The following is a 19,545-nucleotide window of genomic DNA, read 5'->3' on the forward strand; positions in this document are numbered from 1 at the left end:
CTCCAACAACAATAAACCAAGGGAGAGCGACGTGACGCGACCGTTCGAGGGCGTGAAGATCCTGGACTTCACGCAAGTGCTGGCCGGCCCCTATGCGAGCTATCAGCTCGCGCTCTTGGGTGCGGACGTCATCAAGGTCGAGCGGCGCGAGGGCGAGGACATGCGCCGCACGCCGCTCTCCCGCGAATGGGCCGAGCGCGGGCTGGCGCCGGCGTTCCAGGCCATCAACGGCAACAAGCGCAGCCTGACGCTCGACCTCCAAAAGCCGGAGGCGATCGCGATCGTGAAGAAGCTCGCAGAGACCGTCGACGTCGTCATGGAGAATTTTCGCCCCGGCGTGATGGACAAGCTCGGCATCGGCTATGAGGCGCTGTCCGCGATCAATCCCAAGCTGATCTATTGCGCAGTGTCAGGCTTTGGCCGGACCGGCCCGGACCGCCTCCGGCCCGGCTATGACGGCAAGATGCAGGCGCTGTCGGGCATCATGGCCATCACCGGCCATCCCGAGACTGGACCGACCCGCGCAGGCTTTGCGGTGTGCGACGTGCTCTCGGGCGCCACCGCCGCGTTCGGCGTGTCGAGCGCGCTGTACCAGCGCGACCGCACCGGCAAGGGGCAGCTCATCGACGTCTCCATGCTGGAGGCGACGCTGGCGTTTCTCTCGGGCCAGATCGCCGACTGGTCGGTGGCCGGCCATCGCCAAACACTCTCGGGCAATCAGGCGGTAAGCCGCAGGACCACGGCGAATTTGTTCAAGTGCGGTGACGGCCACATCCTGCTCGCCGTCAATAACGAGAAGCAGTACCGCGCGCTGATGTCCACGCTCGGCCGCGAGGACGCGCTGAGCGACCCGCGCTTCGCCGACTGGTTTTCGCGCAACGAGAATGAGCCCGCGCTCCGCGCGATCATCGAGGAGGCGCTGGCGAAACGGCCGGCGCGCGAATGGGAGACGATTTTGGAAGACGCCGGCGCGCCCTGTGCCAGCATCTGGAAGGTCGAGGAGGTCATCGACCATCCGCAAGTGAAGGCCCGCGGCGCCATCCAGGAGCTCGACACGCCCCACGGCCGCCTGCGCTTTGCCGGCAGCGGCTTCAAGCTCGCCCATGGCGGCGGCAGGCTGGATCGGATGGCGCCGGAGTTAGGCGCGGATACGGACGCGGTGCTCGGCGAGCTGGGATTCGATGCGGCGGAGATCGCGGGGTTGCGGGCGAGGGAGATTGTGTAGAGCGCCACACACTCGCTGTCGTCCCGGACAAGCGCCAGCGCAGATCCGGGACCCATACCCTCAGGATGATGTTTGGCGAAGATTCGTGGTTGCCAGCGCGCGCCACAGCCGCTTCCTGTGGTTATGGGTCCCGGATCTGCGCGCGCTTAAGAGCGCGCTTGTCCGGGACGAAAGCGGAGCTAGCTAGAACAACGACCCCTGCCCGTCATCCGCCGAGCTAGCGGCAACCTTCCGCACCGCCTTCTTCGGCTTAACCGCCTCGGCCTCCATCTCCTCCGCACTGATCGGCAGGAGCAACTGCTCGTCGTCATTGGCAACGCGGTTGACACGGGTGGAGACGGGGTGCCAGGCGAATTCGCCGATGTGCGGAGCGGTCATCAACGGCAGGATCGCGTCGACCTCGTCTCCGCGACTATCGAGCCAACGCTCGAAATCACGCGGGCTGATGGTCACCGGCACCCGGTCATGCAGCGCGGCGAGGTCCTCTCCCGCCGCCGCGGTGACGATCGCGACCGTGTCGAGCTCCTCGCCGTTCGGCCCGACCCAGGTTTCGAACAGCGCGGCAAAGCCGAGCGGTGCGCCGTCGGCACGGTGGATGAAGAAGGGCTGCTTGCGGCCGCCCTCCGACTTCCACTCGTAATAGCCATCGGCCGGAATCAGGCCGCGCCTGCGGCGAATCGCGATCTTGAAGGCGGGCTTCTCCAGCACCGTCTCGGAGCGGGCGTTGATCAACAACGCAAATCCGCGGGGGTCCTTGACCCAGCCCGGCAGCAGGCCCCAGCGCATCAGGCGGAAATGGCGCGCGCCGTTCTCGACCAATACGACCGGAATCGGTTGTGTCGGGGCGACATTGTACCGGGGCGGGAAATTCGGCTGCTCGACATAGCCGAACAGTTGCCGCAAAGCCGCGGGGGCCGAAGTTATGACGAAGCGTCCGCACATCCTTGGGTATCTATATAGGGTCCGTTCAGGTCCTTTTAACCCCGAACGTTAACACTGCGGCAGATGAGCTCAACGGCCTCCCAACCCGCGCGGACGCATGTACAGACGGGCCCAGAGGCTGAGGCCTGGGCCGAACGGCTGCGCGTGGCCAACATCAACCCGCGGACCGGGCTTGCCACCGACTATCTCAACCATTTCAATGAAGCCGTGATGCTGCTCGAAATGGTCCCGGACATGCCGGAATGTGCCGAAGACTTCTTGACCTGGACGCCGCTGTCCTATGCCGAGCATTTCACGGCCTCGAATTTCAAGGCACGGGACCTTGCCATCGAGGCCTATGAGAAGGCCGATCCCAACGTGCGCGCCCAGTTCGACCACATCACTGATACCATGACCTCGATCCTGACCGCGGTGGGCTCGGCCATGCGCGAGGTCGAGAAGGACACGACCCGCGTCCGCCTCGCCGAGCAGGCCACCCTCTGGGTCAAGCCGCTGATTGCGGCCTGCGGCGGCATCATCAATGGCGGGGCGGAAGCCGACGTCGACACCATCATGGCGAACTCGGCCGGATAGGTGACGAGATTGGCCGCAGTCGTCCAGCCCACCCACCCCCAGCTTGCGGTCAGCGCGGCCATCTTCCGCGACGGCAAGGTGCTGCTGGTCCGCCGCGCCCGCTCGCCCGCCAAGGGGTTCTATTCGCTGCCGGGCGGCCGGGTCGAATTCGGCGAATCGCTGCATCAGGCCTTGAGCCGCGAGGTCGACGAGGAAACCGGCCTTCGCATCGAGATCATTGGCCTCGCGGGCTGGCGCGAGGTGCTGCCGGCCGCGGCCGGCGCCGGCCACTACCTGATCATGTCCTTTGCCGCCCGCTGGACGGCGAAGGAACCGGCCTTGAACGACGAGCTCGACGATTACCGCTGGATCGCGCCGGATGCCCTCGCGAGCCTCGGCGACCTGAAGCTGACCGGGGGGCTGGAGGAGGTCATCCTGTCCGCCCACCGGCTGCTTGGGGCCTGACGGCCCGCCTTGCGCCCGCCGTCCCGAGGGGGCATACAGCCGCCGATGTCGACGCGATTTCTGGCCATTTTTGCCCTGATTCTCGCCTGCGCCGCCGGGTCCGTGCGGGCCCAGGACGTGGCGGCGCCGTTCGACGCCGATTTGCAGCGGCTGGCCGAGATCCTCGGCGGGCTGCACTATCTGCGCGGCATCTGCGGATCCAACGAGGGCAACAAATGGCGCAACGAGATGCAGGCGCTGATCGATGCCGAGACCCCCTCCGGGGAGCGCCGCACCCGCATGATCGCCGGATTCAACCGCGGCTATAACGGCTTTCAGCAGACCTACCGCAGCTGCACGCCGGCCGCGACGGTGGCGATCCGCCGCTACATCGAGGAAGGCTCGAAGATCTCGCGAGATCTCACGGCGCGCTACGCGAACTGATTTCTCTCTACTCGTCATTCCGGGGCGCGACGAAGTCGCGAGCTATGATGCGCAATTGCGCATCTGAGAATCCATCGCACCACCAACTCTGACGCCAGATGGATTCCGGGTTCGCGCTGCGCGCGTCCCGGAATGACGCAGGCTGGAACCCTGTCATCGACTTTGTTCACAGCCGTTAACCGTTCTTAAAGATGTGGCCTAGCGGTCGTTAACGCCCGTGCTACACCTCTCGCACAGCGCATCGCCGTGGATCGCGCCCCAGCCCTGATCGAGTTTCATGAGCCAGCCGATTTCCTACGCCCCCGCCCGCGCGCCGCTGCCCGATCACGAGCAGAAACAAGCCGCCCTGAGCTATCTCAACGAGGCCTGGGCCGAGGCGCGCCATGACGGCGTCGATGGCGACTGCCTGGCGCAGGCGAGCCTGTTCGCGGCATTGGCCGAGCTCGTCGGCACCTATGGCGAGGACGCGGTGGCGAAGTTCGTCGAGGGCTTTCCCGGCCGCATTCGCAACGGCGAATTTTCGGTCGGCATCTCCAGGCAGTAAGCCGTCTCGAAAATGACCCCGCCATTCGGGCGGGGCCAGTTGACGGATGAATGACTTTGCGAAAGTCGTCGCGAAGTCTGCCGCTCTTATCGCACAGAAGCCGTTCCTCGCGGCCAAGCATTAGTCTCGCGATGACCGGGAGATGTTCCCGACAGAGCCGGGAACGCGCGCCTCAGTCCGTCTCGATCGGCAGGGAGGGATCCCGCGCCCATTCGCCCATCGAAGCGTCGTAGAGCGTCAGCTTGTCGTAGCCGAGCTGCGTCAGCAGCAAGAGGTCGATCGTCGCCGAGATGCCGCCGCCGCAATAGAGAATCACGGTCTTGTCGTGTGTGACGCCCTGGGCCGCGAACTTCGCTTCCGCATCCGCAAGACTCGTCAGCGTCTTGTCGGCGTTCACGAGCGTTGCGGCTGATACGTTGACGCTGCCGGGCACGCGGCCCGGCCGGCCGTAGCGGCTCGGCTCGAGGCCGCGGTGAAACTGCGGCCCTAGCGCATTGACGATGACGGTCGAGGGATCGCCGATCCGCGCCAGCACGGCTTCCTTGTCGACGAAAAAGCCTGCGCGCGGCGCGGCCCTGAAGGTCGTCGCTGGATAGCCCTTCGGTGCGCCCGTCTCGACCGGCCGCCCCTCCTCCTTCCATTTGTCGAAGCCGCCGTCGAGCACGTGGGCATCGACGCCGAGCGCGCGAAGCATCCACCAGAACCGCGTTGCCCACATCATCGTCCCGATGCTGTAGAGCACGATTGTCTTGCCCGCATCGAGGCCGTGGCGGCCGAAGGTGGCCTCCAGCTGGGCGACATCGGGCATCATGAAGAAGTGTTGCGACGAGGTGTCGGAGAACTCACCTTGCAGGTCGAGGAAATCGGCGCCCGGGATGTGGCCGGCCGCGAACGTCTTGTCGCCGGGTACCGCGCGATACGGTACATCGCTGCCCGGCGGGACCGGTTCGTTGTACGTCGTGCAGTCGTAGAGGCGAAGATTGGGGTCGCCGAGGATCGAGGCGAGCTGCTCGGTGGTGATGAGGGCGGCGGGTTGGGACATCAGACTGCACTCCCGTTCGAGAGGAAGTGTAGACCCCTCCCCTCGTCATTGCGAGCGCAGCGAAGCAATCCAGAGTCTTTCCGCGGCGACAGACTGGATTGCTTCGCTGCGCTCGCAATGACGGGAGGGGAAGCAGTGTGCATCCCCACACGTCACGTCACCCTACTGCTTCAGCGTCTCCAGAAACCGCACCGCCTCGCCCTGCGACGGCGTCACCAGCTCGCCCTGCCACATCACGCGGCGGCCGCGGATGAAGGTGCCGACGGGCCAGCCGGTGACACGGACGCCGTCATAGGGAGTCCAGCCGGCTTTGGACGCGACCCATTTGCTGGTGATGGTCTCGCTGCGCTTCAGGTCGACGATGGTGAAGTCGGCATCGTAACCGGCGGCGATGCGGCCCTTGCAGGCCATGTTGTAGATGCGCGCAGGGCCGGCGCTGGTGAGGTCGACGAAGCGCGCCAGCGAGAGCCGACCCGCGTTGACGTGATCGAGCATGATCGGCACCAGCGTCTGCACGCCGGTCATGCCCGACGGCGAGGCCGGATAGGTCTTCTGCTTCTCCTCGAGCGTATGCGGGGCGTGGTCGGAGCCGAGCACGTCGATGATGCCCTGCTCGATGCCGCGCCAGATGCCGGCGCGATGATCGGCGCCGCGCACCGGCGGGTTCATCTGAGCGAGCGTGCCGAGCCGCTCGTAGCATTCGGGCGCGGCCAGCGTGAGATGATGCGGCGTCGCTTCGCAGGAGGCGACATCCTTGTGGTCGCGCAGGAACTCGATCTCTTCCTTGGTCGAGATGTGCAGCACGTGGATGCGCTTGCCCGTCTCGTGCGCGAGCTTGACCAGACGCTGCGTCGCCATCAGCGCCGCCGTCTCATCGCGCCAGACCGGATGCGAGCGGGCATCGCCCTCGATGCGCTGCGATTTGCGCTCATTGAGCCGATACTCGTCCTCGGCGTGGAAGGCGGCACGGCGGCGGATCACCTGAAAGATGCGGCGCAGGCTTTCGTCGTCCTCTACCAGGAGCGCGCCGGTCGAGGAGCCGATGAAGACCTTGACGCCGGCGCAGCCGGGTGCGCGCTCGAGCACCGGCAGGTCCTGCACGTTCTCGCGGGTGCCGCCGATGAAGAAGGCGAAATCGCAATGCATGCGGTGATGGGCCCGCTTCACCTTGTCGGTGAATTCGGTCTCCGTCACCGTCAGCGGCGCGGTGTTCGGCATTTCGAACACGGCGGTGACGCCGCCCATCACGGCGCTGCGCGAGCCGGTCTCGAGGTCTTCCTTGTGCGTCAGCCCGGGCTCGCGGAAATGCACCTGCGTGTCCATCACGCCGGGCAGGATGTGCAGGCCCTTGCAGTCGATCACCTCGGCGGCTGAGCCTTGCGACAGCGGACCGAGCTCGGCGATGCGACCGCCCGCGATGCCGATATCGCGCACGCCCTCGCCGTCCTGGTTGACCACGGTGCCGCCCTTGAGGATCACATCGAAACGCTGGCTCATGGCTGAAGGCCTCTCATCCCCAAGCGCAGGGCTCGAGGTCTTGTCGTTTATGCGTTGCGGGCTTACGTTCCGGAGCAACATGTCGCAAGAGATTTTCGCATGAAATCGGCGTTTCTTCCCGACCGGGGCGTGGTCAAGGTCGCGGGCGAGGATGCGCGCAACTTCCTCAACGGCCTGGTCACGACCGACGTCGACCGGCTGAAACCCGGCCTGGGGCGATTCGGCGCGCTGCTGACGCCGCAGGGCAAGATCATCGTGGACTTCCTGATCACGGAGGCGCCCGCGGGTCACGGCGGCGGGTTCCTGATCGACTGCCCGAAAGCGCTGGCGGACACCCTGGCCACCAAGCTGAAGTTCTACAAATTGCGCGCCAAGGTCACGGTGGACGACCTTTCCGGCGATCTCGGCGTGCTCGCGGCCTGGGACGGCCAGCCCGCGGTCCAGCCCGACCTGGCCTTCGCCGATCCGCGGAATGACGGGCTCGGCTACCGCATCCTGATCCCCGAAGATCTCAAGCAGAAGCTGTCCGAGCTTATCGGCGCCGAGCTGGTCGATGCGGCCGCATACGAGGCGCACCGTATCGGGCTCGGCGTGCCGCGCGGCGGGCTCGATTTCATGTACAGCGATGCGTTCCCGCACGAGACCAACATGGATCGTCTCGCCGGCGTCGATTTCGACAAGGGCTGCTATGTCGGCCAGGAGGTGGTCTCGCGCATGCAGCATCGCGGCACTGCACGCACCCGCAGCGTCAAGGTGCTGCTCGACGGTCCTTCACCCGAAATCGGCGCGACCATTCTTGCCGGCGACAAGCCGGTCGGCACGATCGGCTCGACCGCCGGCGGCAAGGGCATCGCGCTGGTGCGGATCGACCGCGTGGCCGATGCGCTCGACGCGGGCCAGGCGCTCACCGCTGGAGGACTGGCTTTGACGCTCGCTGAACCAGACGCCGTTCGAATTCCAGCCAAGCAGCCCATCGCATGAGCCGCGCTCCCCGTCTGCATCCCGATGGTCTGACCCGCTGCCCCTGGCCGGGCGAAGATCCGCTTTATGTCGCCTATCACGACACCGAATGGGGCGTGCCGGAATATGACGACCGCGCGCTGTACGAGAAGCTGATTCTGGACGGTTTCCAGGCCGGCCTGTCCTGGATCACGATCCTGCGCAAGCGCGACAATTTCCGCAAAGCCTTCGACGATTTCCAGCCGGAGAAGATCGCGCGCTACAATGCCAGGAAAGTTCACGCGCTGATGAACGATGCCGGCATCGTGCGCAACAAGGCCAAGATCGAAGGCGCGATCCTGAGCGCGAAGTCGTATCTCGATATCATGGAGAAAGGCCCGGGCTTCTCGAAGCTGATGTGGGACTTCATGGACGGGCGGCCCAAGGTCAACCAGTTCAAGACCAGCGCGAGCGTGCCGGCCTCGACACCGCTGTCGGTGCAGATCTCCAAGGAGCTGTCCTCGCGCGGCTTCAAATTCGTCGGCCCAACCATCGTCTATGCCTTCATGCAGGCGACCGGCATGGTCAACGACCATCTGGTCGATTGCCACTGTCACGCCGCTTGCGGCAAGACGCAGCGCAAGCCGCGCCTCAAGGCCAAATGACCGCGAAGAAGACCGCGCGCGATGCGCAGTCCCGCGCCTGGCAGCGCATGCTGTCGGGCCGGCGGCTCGACCTGCTCGATCCCTCTCCGCTCGACATCGAGATCAGCGACATCGCCCATGGGCTGGCGCGGGTGGCGCGCTGGAACGGGCAGACCTTTGGCGCACACATCTTTTCGGTCGCGCAGCACACGTTGCTGGTGGAGGCCGTGCTGCGGCACGAGATACCACGTGTCGATCAGCGCGTGAGGCTCGCGGCCCTGTTGCACGATGCGCCGGAATATGTGATCGGCGACATGATCTCGCCGTTCAAGGCGGTGCTCGACGGCCACTACAAGGCGGTCGAGAAACGGTTGCTCGGCGCCATCCATATCCGGTTCGGTTTGCCGCCAGTATTGCCTGAGGAGATCACGCAGGCCATCAAGGCCGCCGATCGCGGTGCGGCCTATCTGGAGGCAACCGTGCTGGCCGGATTCAAGCAGCCCGAGGCGAGGCGCCTGTTCGGCAAAGATCCCGGCCTGTCCGACAGCGTCCGGCGCGATTACCTGACGCCCTGGACGGCGGCGCGGGCTGAGAAGCAGTTTCTGGAACGGTTTGGCGCCGTATTTGCGTAGCGTCATCCCTTCGGGTGGGCAAAGCGAGAGCGTGCCCACCAAACCAAGCGCGATGCGCGCAGTTGCGAGATGGTGGGCACGGCGCGATGCGCCTTTGCCCACCCTACGAGCGCTCGCTATAATCGCTGGCAAAAAGGTCCGCCATGATCCACGTCTGTTCCCTTGCCGCCCTTCCCGAGACCGTCCGCACCACAGGCGCCAGCCATGTGCTGACGGTGATGGCCAATGTCGAGCAGGTGGCGCGTCCCGTGTCGGTGCTCCCCGCCAACCACCTCAAGGTGTCGATGGACGACATCATCGAGGAGATGGACGGCTTCGTCGCGCCGTCGGAGACGCATATCGAGCAGGTGCTGACCTTCGTGCGCGGCTGGGACCGTAGCGCGCCGCTGGTGGTGCATTGCTACGCCGGCATCAGCCGCTCCACCGCGAGCGCGTTCGCGGCCGTGTGCGCGCTCAACCCCAATCGCGACGAGATCGAGATCGCCAGGAAGATCCGCGCGGCCTCGCCGATCGCCTCGCCCAACCGGCGCATCGTCAGCCTCGCCGATCGTGCACTCGGGCGCAACGGCCGCATGCTGCGCGCGCTCGACGAGATGGGCCCCGGCGCGATGATGGTGGAGGGGCGCCCCTTCGTGATCGAGCTCGAATGACAGCTGCGCGCCACAATGGAGGTGCGCCCCCTCTCCCGCCTGCGGGAGAGGGTTGGGGAGAGGGTATCTCCGCGACGAAGACTCTCCCAGAGGAAAAAGCCCTCTCCCGCCTCGCATCTGTCGATGCGACGCGACCTCTCCCGCAAGCGGGAGAGGTGCAGCGAGTCCGCGGATGGGCCGTCTCAACCAAGCGGCATTCTGTTCAATTGAACGACACGGCAGCCGCATGAGCGACACGCAGCTGACGCCGATCGAGATTGGCCTCACCGCCGCAATCGTCGCGATCGAGAACCACGAGCCGCTGATCCTGACCGCACGCGGTGCTGACGGGCTTGCCGGCCTGCCGTTCGGTCCGTTCGACGCGGTGAGCCATCGCACCTTCGAGATCGGCCTGCGCGCCTGGGTCGAGCAACAGGCGGGCCTGCGTCTCGGCTATGTCGAGCAGCTCTACACTTTCGGCGATCGCGGCCGTCATGCCGAAGCCGGCGACACCGGCGCGCATATGGTGTCGATCGGCTATCTCGCACTGACGCGCCCTGTAGACGGCGAGCTCGCAGCAAACGCGGCGAGCTTCGCGCCATGGTACCGCTTCTTCCCCTGGGAAGACTGGCGCGAGCAGCCGCCAGGGATCATCGCCCGCGACATCATCCCGGCGCTGACCAAATGGGCCGAGGAGGAGACGCCGGAAACGACGCGCGCGCTGCCGCGGAAGGATCGCGTGCGGTTCTATTTCGGTCTCGACGGCGCGCCCTGGGACGAGGAACGCGTGCTCGACCGCTATGAGCTGCTGTACGAGGCCGGGCTGATCGAGGAGGCGCGGCGCGACGGCCGTCCTGCGGCATTAGCACGCAAAACGCTTCCCCCGCTCGGGACCTCGATGCGGTTCGACCACCGCCGGATTCTCGCCACGGCGATTGCGCGGCTGCGTGCAAAACTGAAGTATCGTCCTGTCGTCTTTGAACTTTTGCCAGCTGAATTCACACTTACCGAACTGCAGCACACGGTGGAGGCGATCTCCGGCCGGCACCTGCACAAGCAGAATTTCCGCCGCCTGGTCGAAATGGAGGCCCTGGTCGAACCGACCGGCATCATGTCGACACAGACGGGCGGACGGCCGGCAGCGCTCTACCGCTTCCGCCGCGAGGTGCTCCAGGAGCGACCCGCGCCGGGCTTGCGCGTGCGCTCCCGGCGCTAGATCCTGATATTTGTGCTACCGGCCCCCGCCCGCCGGTTGCCTGGAGGCTTCATGTTCGACGGCCCGTTTGACGTCTTTGCCCTGATCATTGCGATCATCGCCTTCCTGATCGCGATCAAGGCGTCCAGCCGGGCGACCGAGCTGCGCCGCCGGCTCAACTCGCTCGAAGAGAAGTTTTATGCGCAGCGGACGGTGCAGCCGCCGCCGCTGATGCCCGCGCAGGTGCAGGCCGAAGCGCCCGCGACGACTGCAGCCGCCGAGCCGCCGCCGCTGGCGCCGGAAGCCGAAACGACGCCGCCTTCGCTCCTCACCGAAGAGATTTCACCGCCCCCGCTTGAGCCGAGCACGGGCGCCGATGCGCCGCCGCCGGTACCGGAGGCAGCACCCGGCTTCGAGGAGCGGCTCGGCACCCGCTGGGTGGTGTGGATCGGCGGGCTTGCGCTCGCGCTCGGCGGCTTCTTCATGGTGCGCTATTCGATCGAGGCTGGCCTTCTCGGCCCCGGCGTGCGCGTGTTCCTCGGCGGCCTGTTCGCAGCTGCGCTGCTGGGTGCCGGCGAATGGACCCGGCGCAAGGAGAGCATCTCGAGCATCCAGGCGCTGCCGATCGCCAACATCCCCGCGATCCTCACCGCAGCCGGCACGGCGGTGGCGTTCGCGACCATCTACGCGGCCTACGCGCTCTACGGCTTCCTCGTGCCTGCGACGGCCTTCGTGCTGCTCGGCATCGTTGCGATGGGCACGCTGGCCGCAGCGCTGCTGCATGGGCCCGCGCTCGCCGGCCTCGGCGTCGTCGGCGCCTTCGTGACGCCGATCCTCGTCTCCTCTGGCAAGCCGGATTATTGGGCGCTCTACATCTATCTTGCGATCGTCACCGCCGCGAGCTTCGGCCTCGCCCGCATCCGGCTGTGGCGCTGGCTCGCAGTCACGACGATCGCTTTCGCGGTGCTCTGGATCTTCCCGGGTCTCGATACCGAACAGGTGCAGGTCGCGCCGCACGCCTTCCACGTCATCGCCGGCTTCGTGCTGGCCGCGCTGCTCGTCGTCTGCGGCTTCATGTTCGGACCCAGCTTCGAGGACGGCGAGATCGAGCCGGTCTCATCGGGCGCGCTCGGCGCCTATCTGTTTGGCGCGATGCTGATCGTGCTGTCGAGCGGTCATGCCGATCTGGCGTTGATTGCCTTCACGCTGCTGGTCGCAGGAACGCTGTTCGTCGCCTGGCGTGCGCCGGCAGCCACGGGCACCCTCGGCGCGGCTGCAGCGACCGTGTTCATCGTGTTCGCCGAATGGGCGGTGCGCGCCAATCCCGACATGCTGGTGCTTCCGGGCGGCCCCATGCCCGGCATCGGACCGACCGCGACCGACAGCGCGGTGACGCTGCATCTGGTGACGGCCGCGATCTTCGCCGCCGGCTTCGGCATCGCGGGTTTCCTGGCGCAGGGCCGCTCGAACTCGGCGATCATTCCGGTGGTGTGGTCCGCATCTGCAGTCGCGACGCCGATTGCGATCCTGGTCGCGCTGTACGCGCGCATCGCTCATCTCGACCGCTCGATCCCGTTCGCGATCCTCGCGGTGCTGCTCGCCGCCGCCTTCGGCGCTGCGACCGAAGCGCTCACGCGCCGCGAGACGCGGCCGGGCATCGCGGTCTCCACGGCCCTGTTCGCGACCGGCACGCTCGGCGCGCTGGCGCTGGCGCTGACCTTCGCGCTGGAGAAGGGGTGGCTCACCATCGCACTGGCGCTGATGTCGCTCGGCACGGCCTGGATCTCGATGCAGCGGCCGATTCCGTTCCTGCGATGGCTCGCCGCGATCTTCGCGGCGCTCGTCACCGCGCGCATCGCCTACGATCCGCGCATCGTCGGCGATGCCGTCGGCACCACGCCGATTTTCAACTGGCTGCTTTGGGGCTATGGCCTGCCGACACTCTCGTTCTGGGCCGCGAGCGTCTTCCTGCGCCGCGGCGCCGACGATGCGCCGCTGCGCATGGTCGAAACCGCCGCGATCCTGTTCACCGCCCTGCTCGCCTTCATGGAGATCCGGCACTTCGCGACCGGCGGCCGCATGACGGCGCCGCCGTCACTGCTCGAATTCGCGCTGCAAATCTGTGTCACGCTGGCGATGGCGATCGGGCTGGAGCGCTTGCGGCTGCGGAGCCGCAGCATCGTGCACAATGTCGGCGCGGTCGTGCTGACGGCGATCGCCGGCCTCATCAGCGTGTTCGGCCTCTTGATCCTGGAGAATCCGCTGCTGTGGCGCACCGACGTCGGCGGCGCCGTGTTCAATCTGCTGCTGCTCGGCTACGCGCTGCCGGCCGTGCTGATGCTGCTGCTCTCCTATGCGGTGGTCGGCGAGCGCGGCAAGGTCTACGCCAACACGATTGCGGGTGGCGCGCTCGTGTTCGCGCTCGCTTATGTCACGCTGGAGATCCGCCGGTTCTATCACGGGCCGATCCTGTCCACCGGACCGACCACGGGCGCGGAGCAATACAGCTATTCGATCGGCTGGCTCGGCTTCGGCGTGGTGCTGCTCGGCGTCGGCATCCTCGTCAACTCGGAACGCGCGCGGCTGGCGTCTGCAGCCGTCATTGCGCTGACGATCCTGAAGGCCTTCGTCATCGACATGTCGACGCTGACAGGCGTCTACCGCGCGCTCTCGTTCATGTGCCTCGGCATTGTGCTGGTCGCGATCGGCTGGCTGTACCAACGCATCCTGTTCCGGCGGCAGGTTACACCGCCGCCGGCCGCGCCGCAGCCGGGCGCGTGAAGGTCAGGCCGCGCGGACCGATTCCAGGAACTGCGCGACTTCGACCTTCAGGCGGGTGCTGTCGGTCGCCAGCGACTTCGCCGCCGACAGCACTTCGCCGGAGGCCGAGCCGGTCTCGATCGCGCCGCGCTGCACGTTGGTGACGTTGGACGAGACTTCCTGCGTGCCGAGCGAGGCCTGCTGAACGTTGCGCGAGATCTCCTGTGTGGCCGCGCCCTGCTCCTCCACGGCGGCGGCGATGGCCGAGGACACCTCCGACAGCCGCTCGATGGTGCCGCCGATCTCCTGGATGGCGCTGACGGATTCTTGCGTCGCGGCCTGGATGCCCGAAACTTGCGCGCCGATTTCGCCGGTCGCTTTCGCAGTCTGCTCGGCCAGTGCCTTGACCTCGGAGGCGACGACGGCAAAGCCGCGGCCGGCTTCGCCCGCGCGCGCCGCCTCGATGGTCGCGTTCAGCGCGAGGAGGTTGGTCTGGCCCGCGATGGTGTTGATGAGCTCGACCACGTCGCCGATGCGGGCGGCCGCCTGCGACAGCGCGTTGACGCGCTCGTTGGTCCGCGCCGCCTGCTCGACGGCTTCCGCAGCCATCCGTGCCGAATCCTGCACGCGGCGGCTGATCTCGGTGATGGAGGACGACAGCTCCTCGGAGGCGGACGCCACCGCCTGGACGTTGGTGGAAGCTTCCTCCGACGCAGCCGCAACGACGGTCGCGAGCTCCTGGCCGCGCTGCGCCGTGCCGCTCAGCGTGACCGCGGACGCCTCGAGCTCGGTCGAGGCCGATGACACGGTCTCGACGACCTCGCCGATCATGGCCTCGAAATTGCGGGTGATGGCATCGACGCGGCGGCCGCGTTCGATCTTGGCTTCAGCGTCGCGCGCCGCCGCCTCGTCGGCAGCCTTCTTGGCGATCAACGCCTCCTTGAAGATCTGGAGCGCATCCGCCATCGAACCGATCTCGGTCTTCTCGCCGCGATGCGGCACATCGGCCGACAGGTCGCCCTCGCCGAGCGACTGCATGGGGCGAATGATCGAGGCGATGCCGCGCGAGACGTCGCGCACGAGATAGTAGGCGGCGCCGATCGCGATCGCGACGGCTGCAACGATGATGCCGACCAGCACGCGGAAGATGGTGGCGTAGCTGTCGGCCGCCTGCTTCGTTTCAGCTTCGGCACCACTGTTGTTGAGCTCGATGCTCTTCAGGAGCAGGGGATCCGCCGCCTGAGCCATCTTCGCGACCTTGGTCTGCAATAGCTCGTTGGCATCGGTCGGGAAGCGGCCGGGGCTCTTGCGCGACAGCGCCATCGTCTCCCGAACGCCGTTCAGGTATTCGGCCCAGGCCTTGGTCCACTGCTCATAGATCGAGCGTTCCTCCGGCAAGGTGATCAGGCCTTCATAGACCTTGCGCGTCTTCTCGATGCGCTCGCGTAGCGGGGCCATGCGTTTCTCAGCGGCGTCCTTGCCTTCAATGCTCTCCTGCATCAGGTGTAGTCGCAGGACGACGCGCAGCTCATTGATGTCGGCGCGCATCGAGCCGAGCGCACGCACGCTCGGCAGCCAGCTCTCCGCGATCTCGACCGTATGGGCGTTGATGTTCTGCATCGTGCCGATCGCCATCACGCCGACGCCGGCGAGCGAGAGCACGAGGACCGACAGCACGGTCAGCAGCTTGAATACGATCGACAACTTCGACATCACACAAATCCCGATGATTACCCGGCAACGCGCACGTCACCTGCGCCGCAGGCATCACGACGGACGACCGAGCGGAGGTCAGTTCAACAATGCTGGCTGGTTCTTATCCCGTAAGATTGCGCCCATAATTCCAAACAGGCGTTAACGGGAGCCTACGTAAGACTACGCGAAGGGCCCGGCGTACGCTATTTTCTCTTCAACCATCTGTTGCAGCCGCACGGACATCTACTGCTGCGATGCGAACGCAGCTTACGGACGGCGCGTGTCAGGCCGCGCGTACGGTACCCAGGAACTTTCCGACCTCCAGCTTCAGCCGGTTGCTGTCGCCGGACAGCGATTGCGCCGCCGCCAGCACCTGCGAGGACGCCGAGCCGGTCTCGCTCGCGCCGTGCTGCACATCGACGATGTTGGACGAGACCTGATGGGTGCCTTCCGCCGCCTGCTGCACGTTGCGGGAAATCTCCTGCGTTGCGGCGCCCTGCTCTTCCACCGCGGCAGCGATGGTCGAGGAGATCTCCGCCAGCTTCTCGATGGTGCGGCTGATGTCCCCGATCGCGCCGACCGAATGCTCGGTGGCGGTCTGGATGCCGGCGATCTGCTGGCCGATCTCGCCGGTCGCCTTCGCGGTCTGCTCGGCAAGCGCCTTGACCTCGGAGGCGACGACGGCAAAGCCGCGGCCCGCCTCGCCGGCGCGCGCGGCCTCGATGGTTGCATTGAGCGCCAGGAGATTGGTCTGGCCGGCGATGGTATTGATCAGTTCGACGACGTCGCCGATCCGCGACGCGGCAGCGGAGAGCTCGCCGACACGATCGGTCGTGGTGCGGGCCTGGTTCACCGCATCGCCTGCAACGCGGGCCGATTCCTGCACCTGCCGGCTGATCTCGGTGATCGACGACGACAGCTCTTCGGTCGCCGACGCCACCGACTGCACATTGGTGGACGCCTCCTCGGAGGCGGCAGCAACCATGGTCGTGAGCTCCTGCCCGCGCGCCGCGGTCGACGTCAGCGTCGACGCAGAAGCTTCCAGTTCGGTCGCGGCCGAGGACACGGTATCGACAATTTCACCGATCGCGGCTTCGAAGCTGTTCGCGAGCTTGTGCATCTCGGTCTTGCGCTGCGCGGCCGCAATCTGGTCCTGCCTGATCTTGGCTTCGGCCTCCTCGCGCGCCTTTTGTTCGGACACGGTCTTGAACTTTTCGACCGCCGCAGCGACGCCGCCGACCTCATCCTTGCGGCCGAGGCCGGGCAGCACCACGGAGAAATCGCCGCCGGCGAGCTTGTCCATGGCCACGGTGAGCGCGCGGATCGGCCGCGCGATGCTCAGGAACGACATCAGCCAGGAGCCGACGAGGACGAGCATGGCGAGTGCGCCGACCAGGATCGCAAGCTGCTCGCTCGATCGCATTTGTGCGGCGGCCGCGGCATTTTTCTCCTCGGATTTGCGTCTCGCGTAGTCGGCGATCTGACCGATCAGCACGTCGAGCTCGCCGGCGATCGGCAGGGTAATCTCGCGTGCGATGCGAATGACGTCTTCATTCAGCTTCACAGCGCGCGTGGCGCCGTCTGCAGCGCTCGCGGCCAAGGCTTCACCGCGTAGGCCTGCGATCTGCTGCGCAGCCTTTTCGTAATTCGCGGCCAGCGATCTCAGTTTCTCCATACGAGCGCGGTTCTCCGTCTCGTGAGAAAGCCTCAGCATCTCATCGACCAGCAAATTCGTCGATTTCTGCTGCTCGCCCAGGCTCCGGGTGGCCTTCTGAATATCGGCCGAGCTATTGGCGAGACGAAGGTCGCGGACCGCGAGCTGCATGCCGCGAACTGCGGCCTCGGCCTTCACTGCGTCGCGCGCGATCTGCTGCTGTGCAAGCGCGCTCTGGCTGGTCTCGCGGATGCTCGCATTGCCGAGCATCTGGCTTGCGATCATGGCTCCAACCAGCAGCCCTCCGAGAGCCGAAGCGATCGCCAGCTTGGTCCCGATCTGCAGATTCCGAAAGAGACTCGACATCGGTGCGTTTCCCCTGGAAACGAGCTGCCAAGTCATTGTTGGCTGCACGGACGTTGATCGCCCTTACTGCGAAGCTACCGGTCAGAGGCCATCTTCTGGTTAACGAGATCCCTCGCAGAAATACTGATTTTGCACGCTAATTGATTGAATGCGAAGGGAAATGATCTCGTCATAGTTGTAAATTGCAGCTTCAAGTCGGATCTAGGACGCCTTGCATCCGACGGCCTCACCGACGAGGCTGATTCGGAACACCGGCTTCCTGTTCTCGTCGAGCAGCTCCATGCACCACTCGGCGTTCGGCTTCAGGCTGCGCGCGATGCCGCCGAGCAGATTGGCGCATACCTCGGTCATCTCGGTCCAGGCAGCCGCGCGATCCTCGAACTCGTACGGCAGGTCGGCGGCGCCGGAATAGCGGCCGGTGCTGATGCGGAAGAAATACAGCGACATCGTTGAACCCTTGCGTGGGGCCGCCCCCCGGCCGCACGCAAACTGAGACGCGAACAGCTACCAACGCATGAAGGCCGCCGTCCGTATGACTACGGCACGCCGGCTTCGTGTTCGATGGAACGTCTTCGACGACGAAATGCGCGGATCGTCCCGCGCAGGCCAGCTCACTGGGTCGACCGGCGCAGCTCCAGCGGGCCTTCGTTCTTCGCCGGCTCGGACTTCACCGGCTCGAGCCGGCTGCTCTCGACACGCGGGGTCTCCACGCGCGCCGCAACCTCGGTGTTCGATGAGGCGACCGAACCGGTGTGCTCTGCGGAGCGCAGCGAGCGCGGCCGCGCCGATGCCCGCGCCATCAGCATCTGATTGCCGCCCTGGTGATGGAAGTCGCAATAGGCGAAGCCCATGCCCGACACCGAGCCGCGGAAGCTGCGATCATCGGTCTTTTCCAGGTTGAAACAGGGCTCGAACGGAATGCCCTTGATCGAGGCGCAGACGTTCTGGCCGCGGATCTGGAGCGTATTGCCGGGCAGGCGGAGATGCTTGACCGGGCCTGCGCCCGAGAACTGCACCGCGCCGGCGGCGCCGAGATCGTCGAGGATGCGGCCTGCGCCGCGGGTGCCGTCGAAACAGGTGAAGGCGAACACCTTGCCGGCGACGAAGCGGCGCGCCTCGTCGGCGTTCATGCTTCCTGCAATGGCCGGCGCAAACGTCGCTGCCGCCGTGACAGCCCCCAACATAATACGCGCAAGCATGCTCAACTCCGAACTCAACCCCCGCAGCGGGCGATGCCCTATCTCTTTACCCGCTGCTTACCATACGAACCAAGGCAACATTGGAGCAGCTTGGTTGGTAAAGTCTAAACGCCATTAGACAATTTTAACCACGATACGGCCCCGGACCTGGCCGGCAAGGATTTTCGCGCCCCACTCCGAAACCTCGTCAAGCGAAATTTCCTGAGTTATTTCAGATAGTTTTGTCCGATCCAGATCGGACGCGAGGCGTTGCCAGGCCGCCTTCCTCGGTTCGATCGGGCACATCACGGAATCGATGCCGAGAAGGCACACTCCGCGCAAAATAAACGGCGCGACCGAGGACGGCAGGTCCATACCGGCGGCCAGGCCGCAAGCCGCAATCGCTCCGCCATATTTGGTCATCGAGAGCAGGTTGGCGAGGGTGGTCGAGCCGACGCTGTCGACGCCGCCGGCCCAGCGCTCCTTGGCGAGGGGTTTTGCCGGCGCCGACAATTCATTGCGATCGATGACCTCGGCGGCACCGAGGTGCTTGAGGTAGTCGGCTTCCGCCGCACGGCCGGTCGAGGCGATGACGTGGTAGCCGAGCTTGGACAGCACGGCGGTCGCAACCGAGCCGACGCCGCCGGCCGCGCCCGTTACCACCACAGGACCGCTCTTTGGCGACAGGCCGTGCTTCTCCAGCGCCAGCACCGAGAGCATCGCAGTGAAGCCCGCAGTCCCGATCGCCATGGCATCGCGCGCCGACAGGCCCTGCGGCAGGGCGACCAGCCAGTCGCCCTTCACCCGCGCCTTCTCGGCATAGGCGCCGAGATGGGTCTCGCCCATGCCCCAGCCGGTGCAGACGACCTTGTCGCCCGCCTTCCACTGCGGATGCGAGGACGTTTCGACCGTGCCGGCAAAGTCGATGCCGGCGATCATCGGGAAGCGGCGCACCACCGGCGCCTTGCCCGTCAGCGCAAGGCCGTCCTTGTAGTTCAGCGTCGACCATTCCACCCGGACGGTGACGTCACCCTCCATCAGCTCGGCTTCGTCGAACTGCGCGAGCCGCGCGGTGGTGCCCTTGTCTGCCTTGTCGATCCGGATCGCCTTGAATGTGGCCACGACTGCACTCCCTGACTTTGCTTGTCGGGATTGTTTAGCCG

General features: G+C 66.0%; 19 protein-coding genes. 11 read left to right on the top strand and 8 right to left on the bottom strand.

Going from position 1 to position 19,545, the window contains the following annotated elements; all coding sequences use genetic code 11:
- Positions 1-31 precede the first annotated feature (31 nt).
- On the top strand, positions 32-1,225 hold the full coding sequence (locus JQ566_RS17010) for a CaiB/BaiF CoA transferase family protein (protein ID WP_212373665.1): 1,194 nt from the start codon (positions 32-34) through the stop codon (positions 1,223-1,225).
- A 183-nt stretch (positions 1,226-1,408) separates the two neighbouring features.
- Here JQ566_RS17010 and JQ566_RS17015 read toward each other — a convergent pair whose 3' ends face one another.
- Entirely contained in the window at positions 1,409-2,167 is a 759-nt protein-coding gene (locus tag JQ566_RS17015; RefSeq protein ID WP_212373667.1) for an SOS response-associated peptidase, read from the bottom strand.
- A 63-nt stretch (positions 2,168-2,230) separates the two neighbouring features.
- On the opposite strand from JQ566_RS17015, the gene JQ566_RS17020 reads away from it, so the two are divergent.
- From JQ566_RS17020 to JQ566_RS17035, 4 genes are all read left to right on the top strand, one after another.
- A complete protein-coding gene (locus JQ566_RS17020; RefSeq protein WP_194389156.1) occupies positions 2,231-2,740 on the top strand; it encodes a hypothetical protein in 510 nt (169 codons plus the stop codon).
- A 9-nt stretch (positions 2,741-2,749) separates the two neighbouring features.
- Positions 2,750-3,184, top strand: coding sequence for an NUDIX hydrolase (locus JQ566_RS17025; protein ID WP_212373669.1), 435 nt, complete (start codon positions 2,750-2,752; stop codon positions 3,182-3,184).
- A 45-nt stretch (positions 3,185-3,229) separates the two neighbouring features.
- Positions 3,230-3,607: a TIGR02301 family protein gene (locus JQ566_RS17030; protein ID WP_212373671.1), complete on the top strand. Its 378-nt coding sequence runs from the start codon at positions 3,230-3,232 to the stop codon at positions 3,605-3,607.
- A 277-nt stretch (positions 3,608-3,884) separates the two neighbouring features.
- Positions 3,885-4,151, top strand: coding sequence for a hypothetical protein (locus JQ566_RS17035; protein ID WP_025034564.1), 267 nt, complete (start codon positions 3,885-3,887; stop codon positions 4,149-4,151).
- A gap of 172 nt (positions 4,152-4,323) precedes the next feature.
- Here JQ566_RS17035 and JQ566_RS17040 read toward each other — a convergent pair whose 3' ends face one another.
- Both JQ566_RS17040 and JQ566_RS17045 read right to left on the bottom strand, forming a co-directional pair.
- Positions 4,324-5,193: a sulfurtransferase gene (locus JQ566_RS17040; protein WP_212373673.1), complete on the bottom strand. Its 870-nt coding sequence runs from the start codon at positions 5,191-5,193 to the stop codon at positions 4,324-4,326.
- A gap of 162 nt (positions 5,194-5,355) precedes the next feature.
- The gene (locus JQ566_RS17045) at positions 5,356-6,690 is read right to left on the bottom strand and encodes a dihydroorotase (RefSeq protein ID WP_212373675.1); all 1,335 of its coding nucleotides are present in this window, start codon (positions 6,688-6,690) and stop codon (positions 5,356-5,358) included.
- Positions 6,691-6,789: 99 nt separating this feature from the next.
- On the opposite strand from JQ566_RS17045, the gene ygfZ reads away from it, so the two are divergent.
- The 6 genes from ygfZ (at position 6,790) to JQ566_RS17075 (ending at position 13,510) form a co-directional block, all read left to right on the top strand.
- Positions 6,790-7,671 carry a CAF17-like 4Fe-4S cluster assembly/insertion protein YgfZ gene (ygfZ, locus tag JQ566_RS17050; protein ID WP_212373677.1) on the top strand — a complete coding sequence of 294 codons (882 nt, stop codon included), beginning with the start codon at positions 6,790-6,792 and terminating at the stop codon, positions 7,669-7,671.
- Complete coding sequence (locus JQ566_RS17055; protein WP_212373678.1) at positions 7,668-8,294, top strand: DNA-3-methyladenine glycosylase I; 627 nt, start codon at positions 7,668-7,670, stop codon at positions 8,292-8,294. Before ygfZ ends, JQ566_RS17055 begins: the two co-directional genes overlap by 4 nt.
- Entirely contained in the window at positions 8,291-8,905 is a 615-nt protein-coding gene (locus tag JQ566_RS17060; RefSeq protein WP_212373680.1) for a YfbR-like 5'-deoxynucleotidase, read from the top strand. Before JQ566_RS17055 ends, JQ566_RS17060 begins: the two co-directional genes overlap by 4 nt.
- A gap of 143 nt (positions 8,906-9,048) precedes the next feature.
- A complete protein-coding gene (locus tag JQ566_RS17065; RefSeq protein ID WP_212373682.1) occupies positions 9,049-9,555 on the top strand; it encodes a tyrosine phosphatase family protein in 507 nt (168 codons plus the stop codon).
- A gap of 226 nt (positions 9,556-9,781) precedes the next feature.
- The gene (locus tag JQ566_RS17070) at positions 9,782-10,750 is read left to right on the top strand and encodes an NUDIX hydrolase (RefSeq protein ID WP_212373684.1); all 969 of its coding nucleotides are present in this window, start codon (positions 9,782-9,784) and stop codon (positions 10,748-10,750) included.
- A gap of 51 nt (positions 10,751-10,801) precedes the next feature.
- Entirely contained in the window at positions 10,802-13,510 is a 2,709-nt protein-coding gene (locus tag JQ566_RS17075) for a DUF2339 domain-containing protein (RefSeq protein ID WP_212373686.1), read from the top strand.
- Positions 13,511-13,513: 3 nt separating this feature from the next.
- Here JQ566_RS17075 and JQ566_RS17080 read toward each other — a convergent pair whose 3' ends face one another.
- The 5 genes from JQ566_RS17080 to acuI form a co-directional block, all read right to left on the bottom strand.
- Entirely contained in the window at positions 13,514-15,202 is a 1,689-nt protein-coding gene (locus JQ566_RS17080) for a methyl-accepting chemotaxis protein (protein WP_212373688.1), read from the bottom strand.
- A gap of 265 nt (positions 15,203-15,467) precedes the next feature.
- Entirely contained in the window at positions 15,468-17,204 is a 1,737-nt protein-coding gene (locus tag JQ566_RS17085) for a methyl-accepting chemotaxis protein (protein WP_212373690.1), read from the bottom strand.
- A 201-nt stretch (positions 17,205-17,405) separates the two neighbouring features.
- Entirely contained in the window at positions 17,406-17,651 is a 246-nt protein-coding gene (locus JQ566_RS17090; protein WP_212373692.1) for a DUF6894 family protein, read from the bottom strand.
- Between the two features lie 164 nt (positions 17,652-17,815).
- Entirely contained in the window at positions 17,816-18,403 is a 588-nt protein-coding gene (locus JQ566_RS17095; protein ID WP_212373694.1) for a hypothetical protein, read from the bottom strand.
- Positions 18,404-18,517: 114 nt separating this feature from the next.
- Positions 18,518-19,504, bottom strand: a complete 987-nt coding sequence (gene acuI, locus JQ566_RS17100) for an acrylyl-CoA reductase (NADPH) (protein WP_212373696.1) — start codon at positions 19,502-19,504, stop codon at positions 18,518-18,520.
- Between the last annotated feature and the right edge of the window lie 41 nt (positions 19,505-19,545).

It is taken from the genome of Bradyrhizobium sp. SZCCT0231 (assembly GCF_018130245.1).
GTDB classification, from domain to species: domain Bacteria; phylum Pseudomonadota; class Alphaproteobacteria; order Rhizobiales; family Xanthobacteraceae; genus Bradyrhizobium; species Bradyrhizobium japonicum_F.

Excerpts from the sequence above, each read along its gene's own strand:
- JQ566_RS17015 (WP_212373667.1), bottom strand. The coding sequence starts at position 2,167 with ATGTGCGGACGCTTCGTCATAACTTCGGCCCCCGCGGCTTTGCGGCAA.
- JQ566_RS17020 (WP_194389156.1), top strand. The coding sequence starts at position 2,231 with ATGAGCTCAACGGCCTCCCAACCCGCGCGGACGCATGTACAGACGGGC.
- JQ566_RS17030 (WP_212373671.1), top strand. The coding sequence starts at position 3,230 with ATGTCGACGCGATTTCTGGCCATTTTTGCCCTGATTCTCGCCTGCGCC.
- JQ566_RS17035 (WP_025034564.1), top strand. The coding sequence starts at position 3,885 with ATGAGCCAGCCGATTTCCTACGCCCCCGCCCGCGCGCCGCTGCCCGAT.
- JQ566_RS17040 (WP_212373673.1), bottom strand. The coding sequence starts at position 5,193 with ATGTCCCAACCCGCCGCCCTCATCACCACCGAGCAGCTCGCCTCGATC.
- JQ566_RS17045 (WP_212373675.1), bottom strand. The coding sequence starts at position 6,690 with ATGAGCCAGCGTTTCGATGTGATCCTCAAGGGCGGCACCGTGGTCAAC.
- ygfZ (WP_212373677.1), top strand. The coding sequence starts at position 6,790 with ATGAAATCGGCGTTTCTTCCCGACCGGGGCGTGGTCAAGGTCGCGGGC.
- JQ566_RS17055 (WP_212373678.1), top strand. The coding sequence starts at position 7,668 with ATGAGCCGCGCTCCCCGTCTGCATCCCGATGGTCTGACCCGCTGCCCC.
- JQ566_RS17060 (WP_212373680.1), top strand. The coding sequence starts at position 8,291 with ATGACCGCGAAGAAGACCGCGCGCGATGCGCAGTCCCGCGCCTGGCAG.
- JQ566_RS17065 (WP_212373682.1), top strand. The coding sequence starts at position 9,049 with ATGATCCACGTCTGTTCCCTTGCCGCCCTTCCCGAGACCGTCCGCACC.
- JQ566_RS17070 (WP_212373684.1), top strand. The coding sequence starts at position 9,782 with ATGAGCGACACGCAGCTGACGCCGATCGAGATTGGCCTCACCGCCGCA.
- JQ566_RS17075 (WP_212373686.1), top strand. The coding sequence starts at position 10,802 with ATGTTCGACGGCCCGTTTGACGTCTTTGCCCTGATCATTGCGATCATC.
- JQ566_RS17080 (WP_212373688.1), bottom strand. The coding sequence starts at position 15,202 with ATGTCGAAGTTGTCGATCGTATTCAAGCTGCTGACCGTGCTGTCGGTC.
- JQ566_RS17085 (WP_212373690.1), bottom strand. The coding sequence starts at position 17,204 with ATGTCGAGTCTCTTTCGGAATCTGCAGATCGGGACCAAGCTGGCGATC.
- JQ566_RS17090 (WP_212373692.1), bottom strand. The coding sequence starts at position 17,651 with ATGTCGCTGTATTTCTTCCGCATCAGCACCGGCCGCTATTCCGGCGCC.
- JQ566_RS17095 (WP_212373694.1), bottom strand. The coding sequence starts at position 18,403 with ATGCTTGCGCGTATTATGTTGGGGGCTGTCACGGCGGCAGCGACGTTT.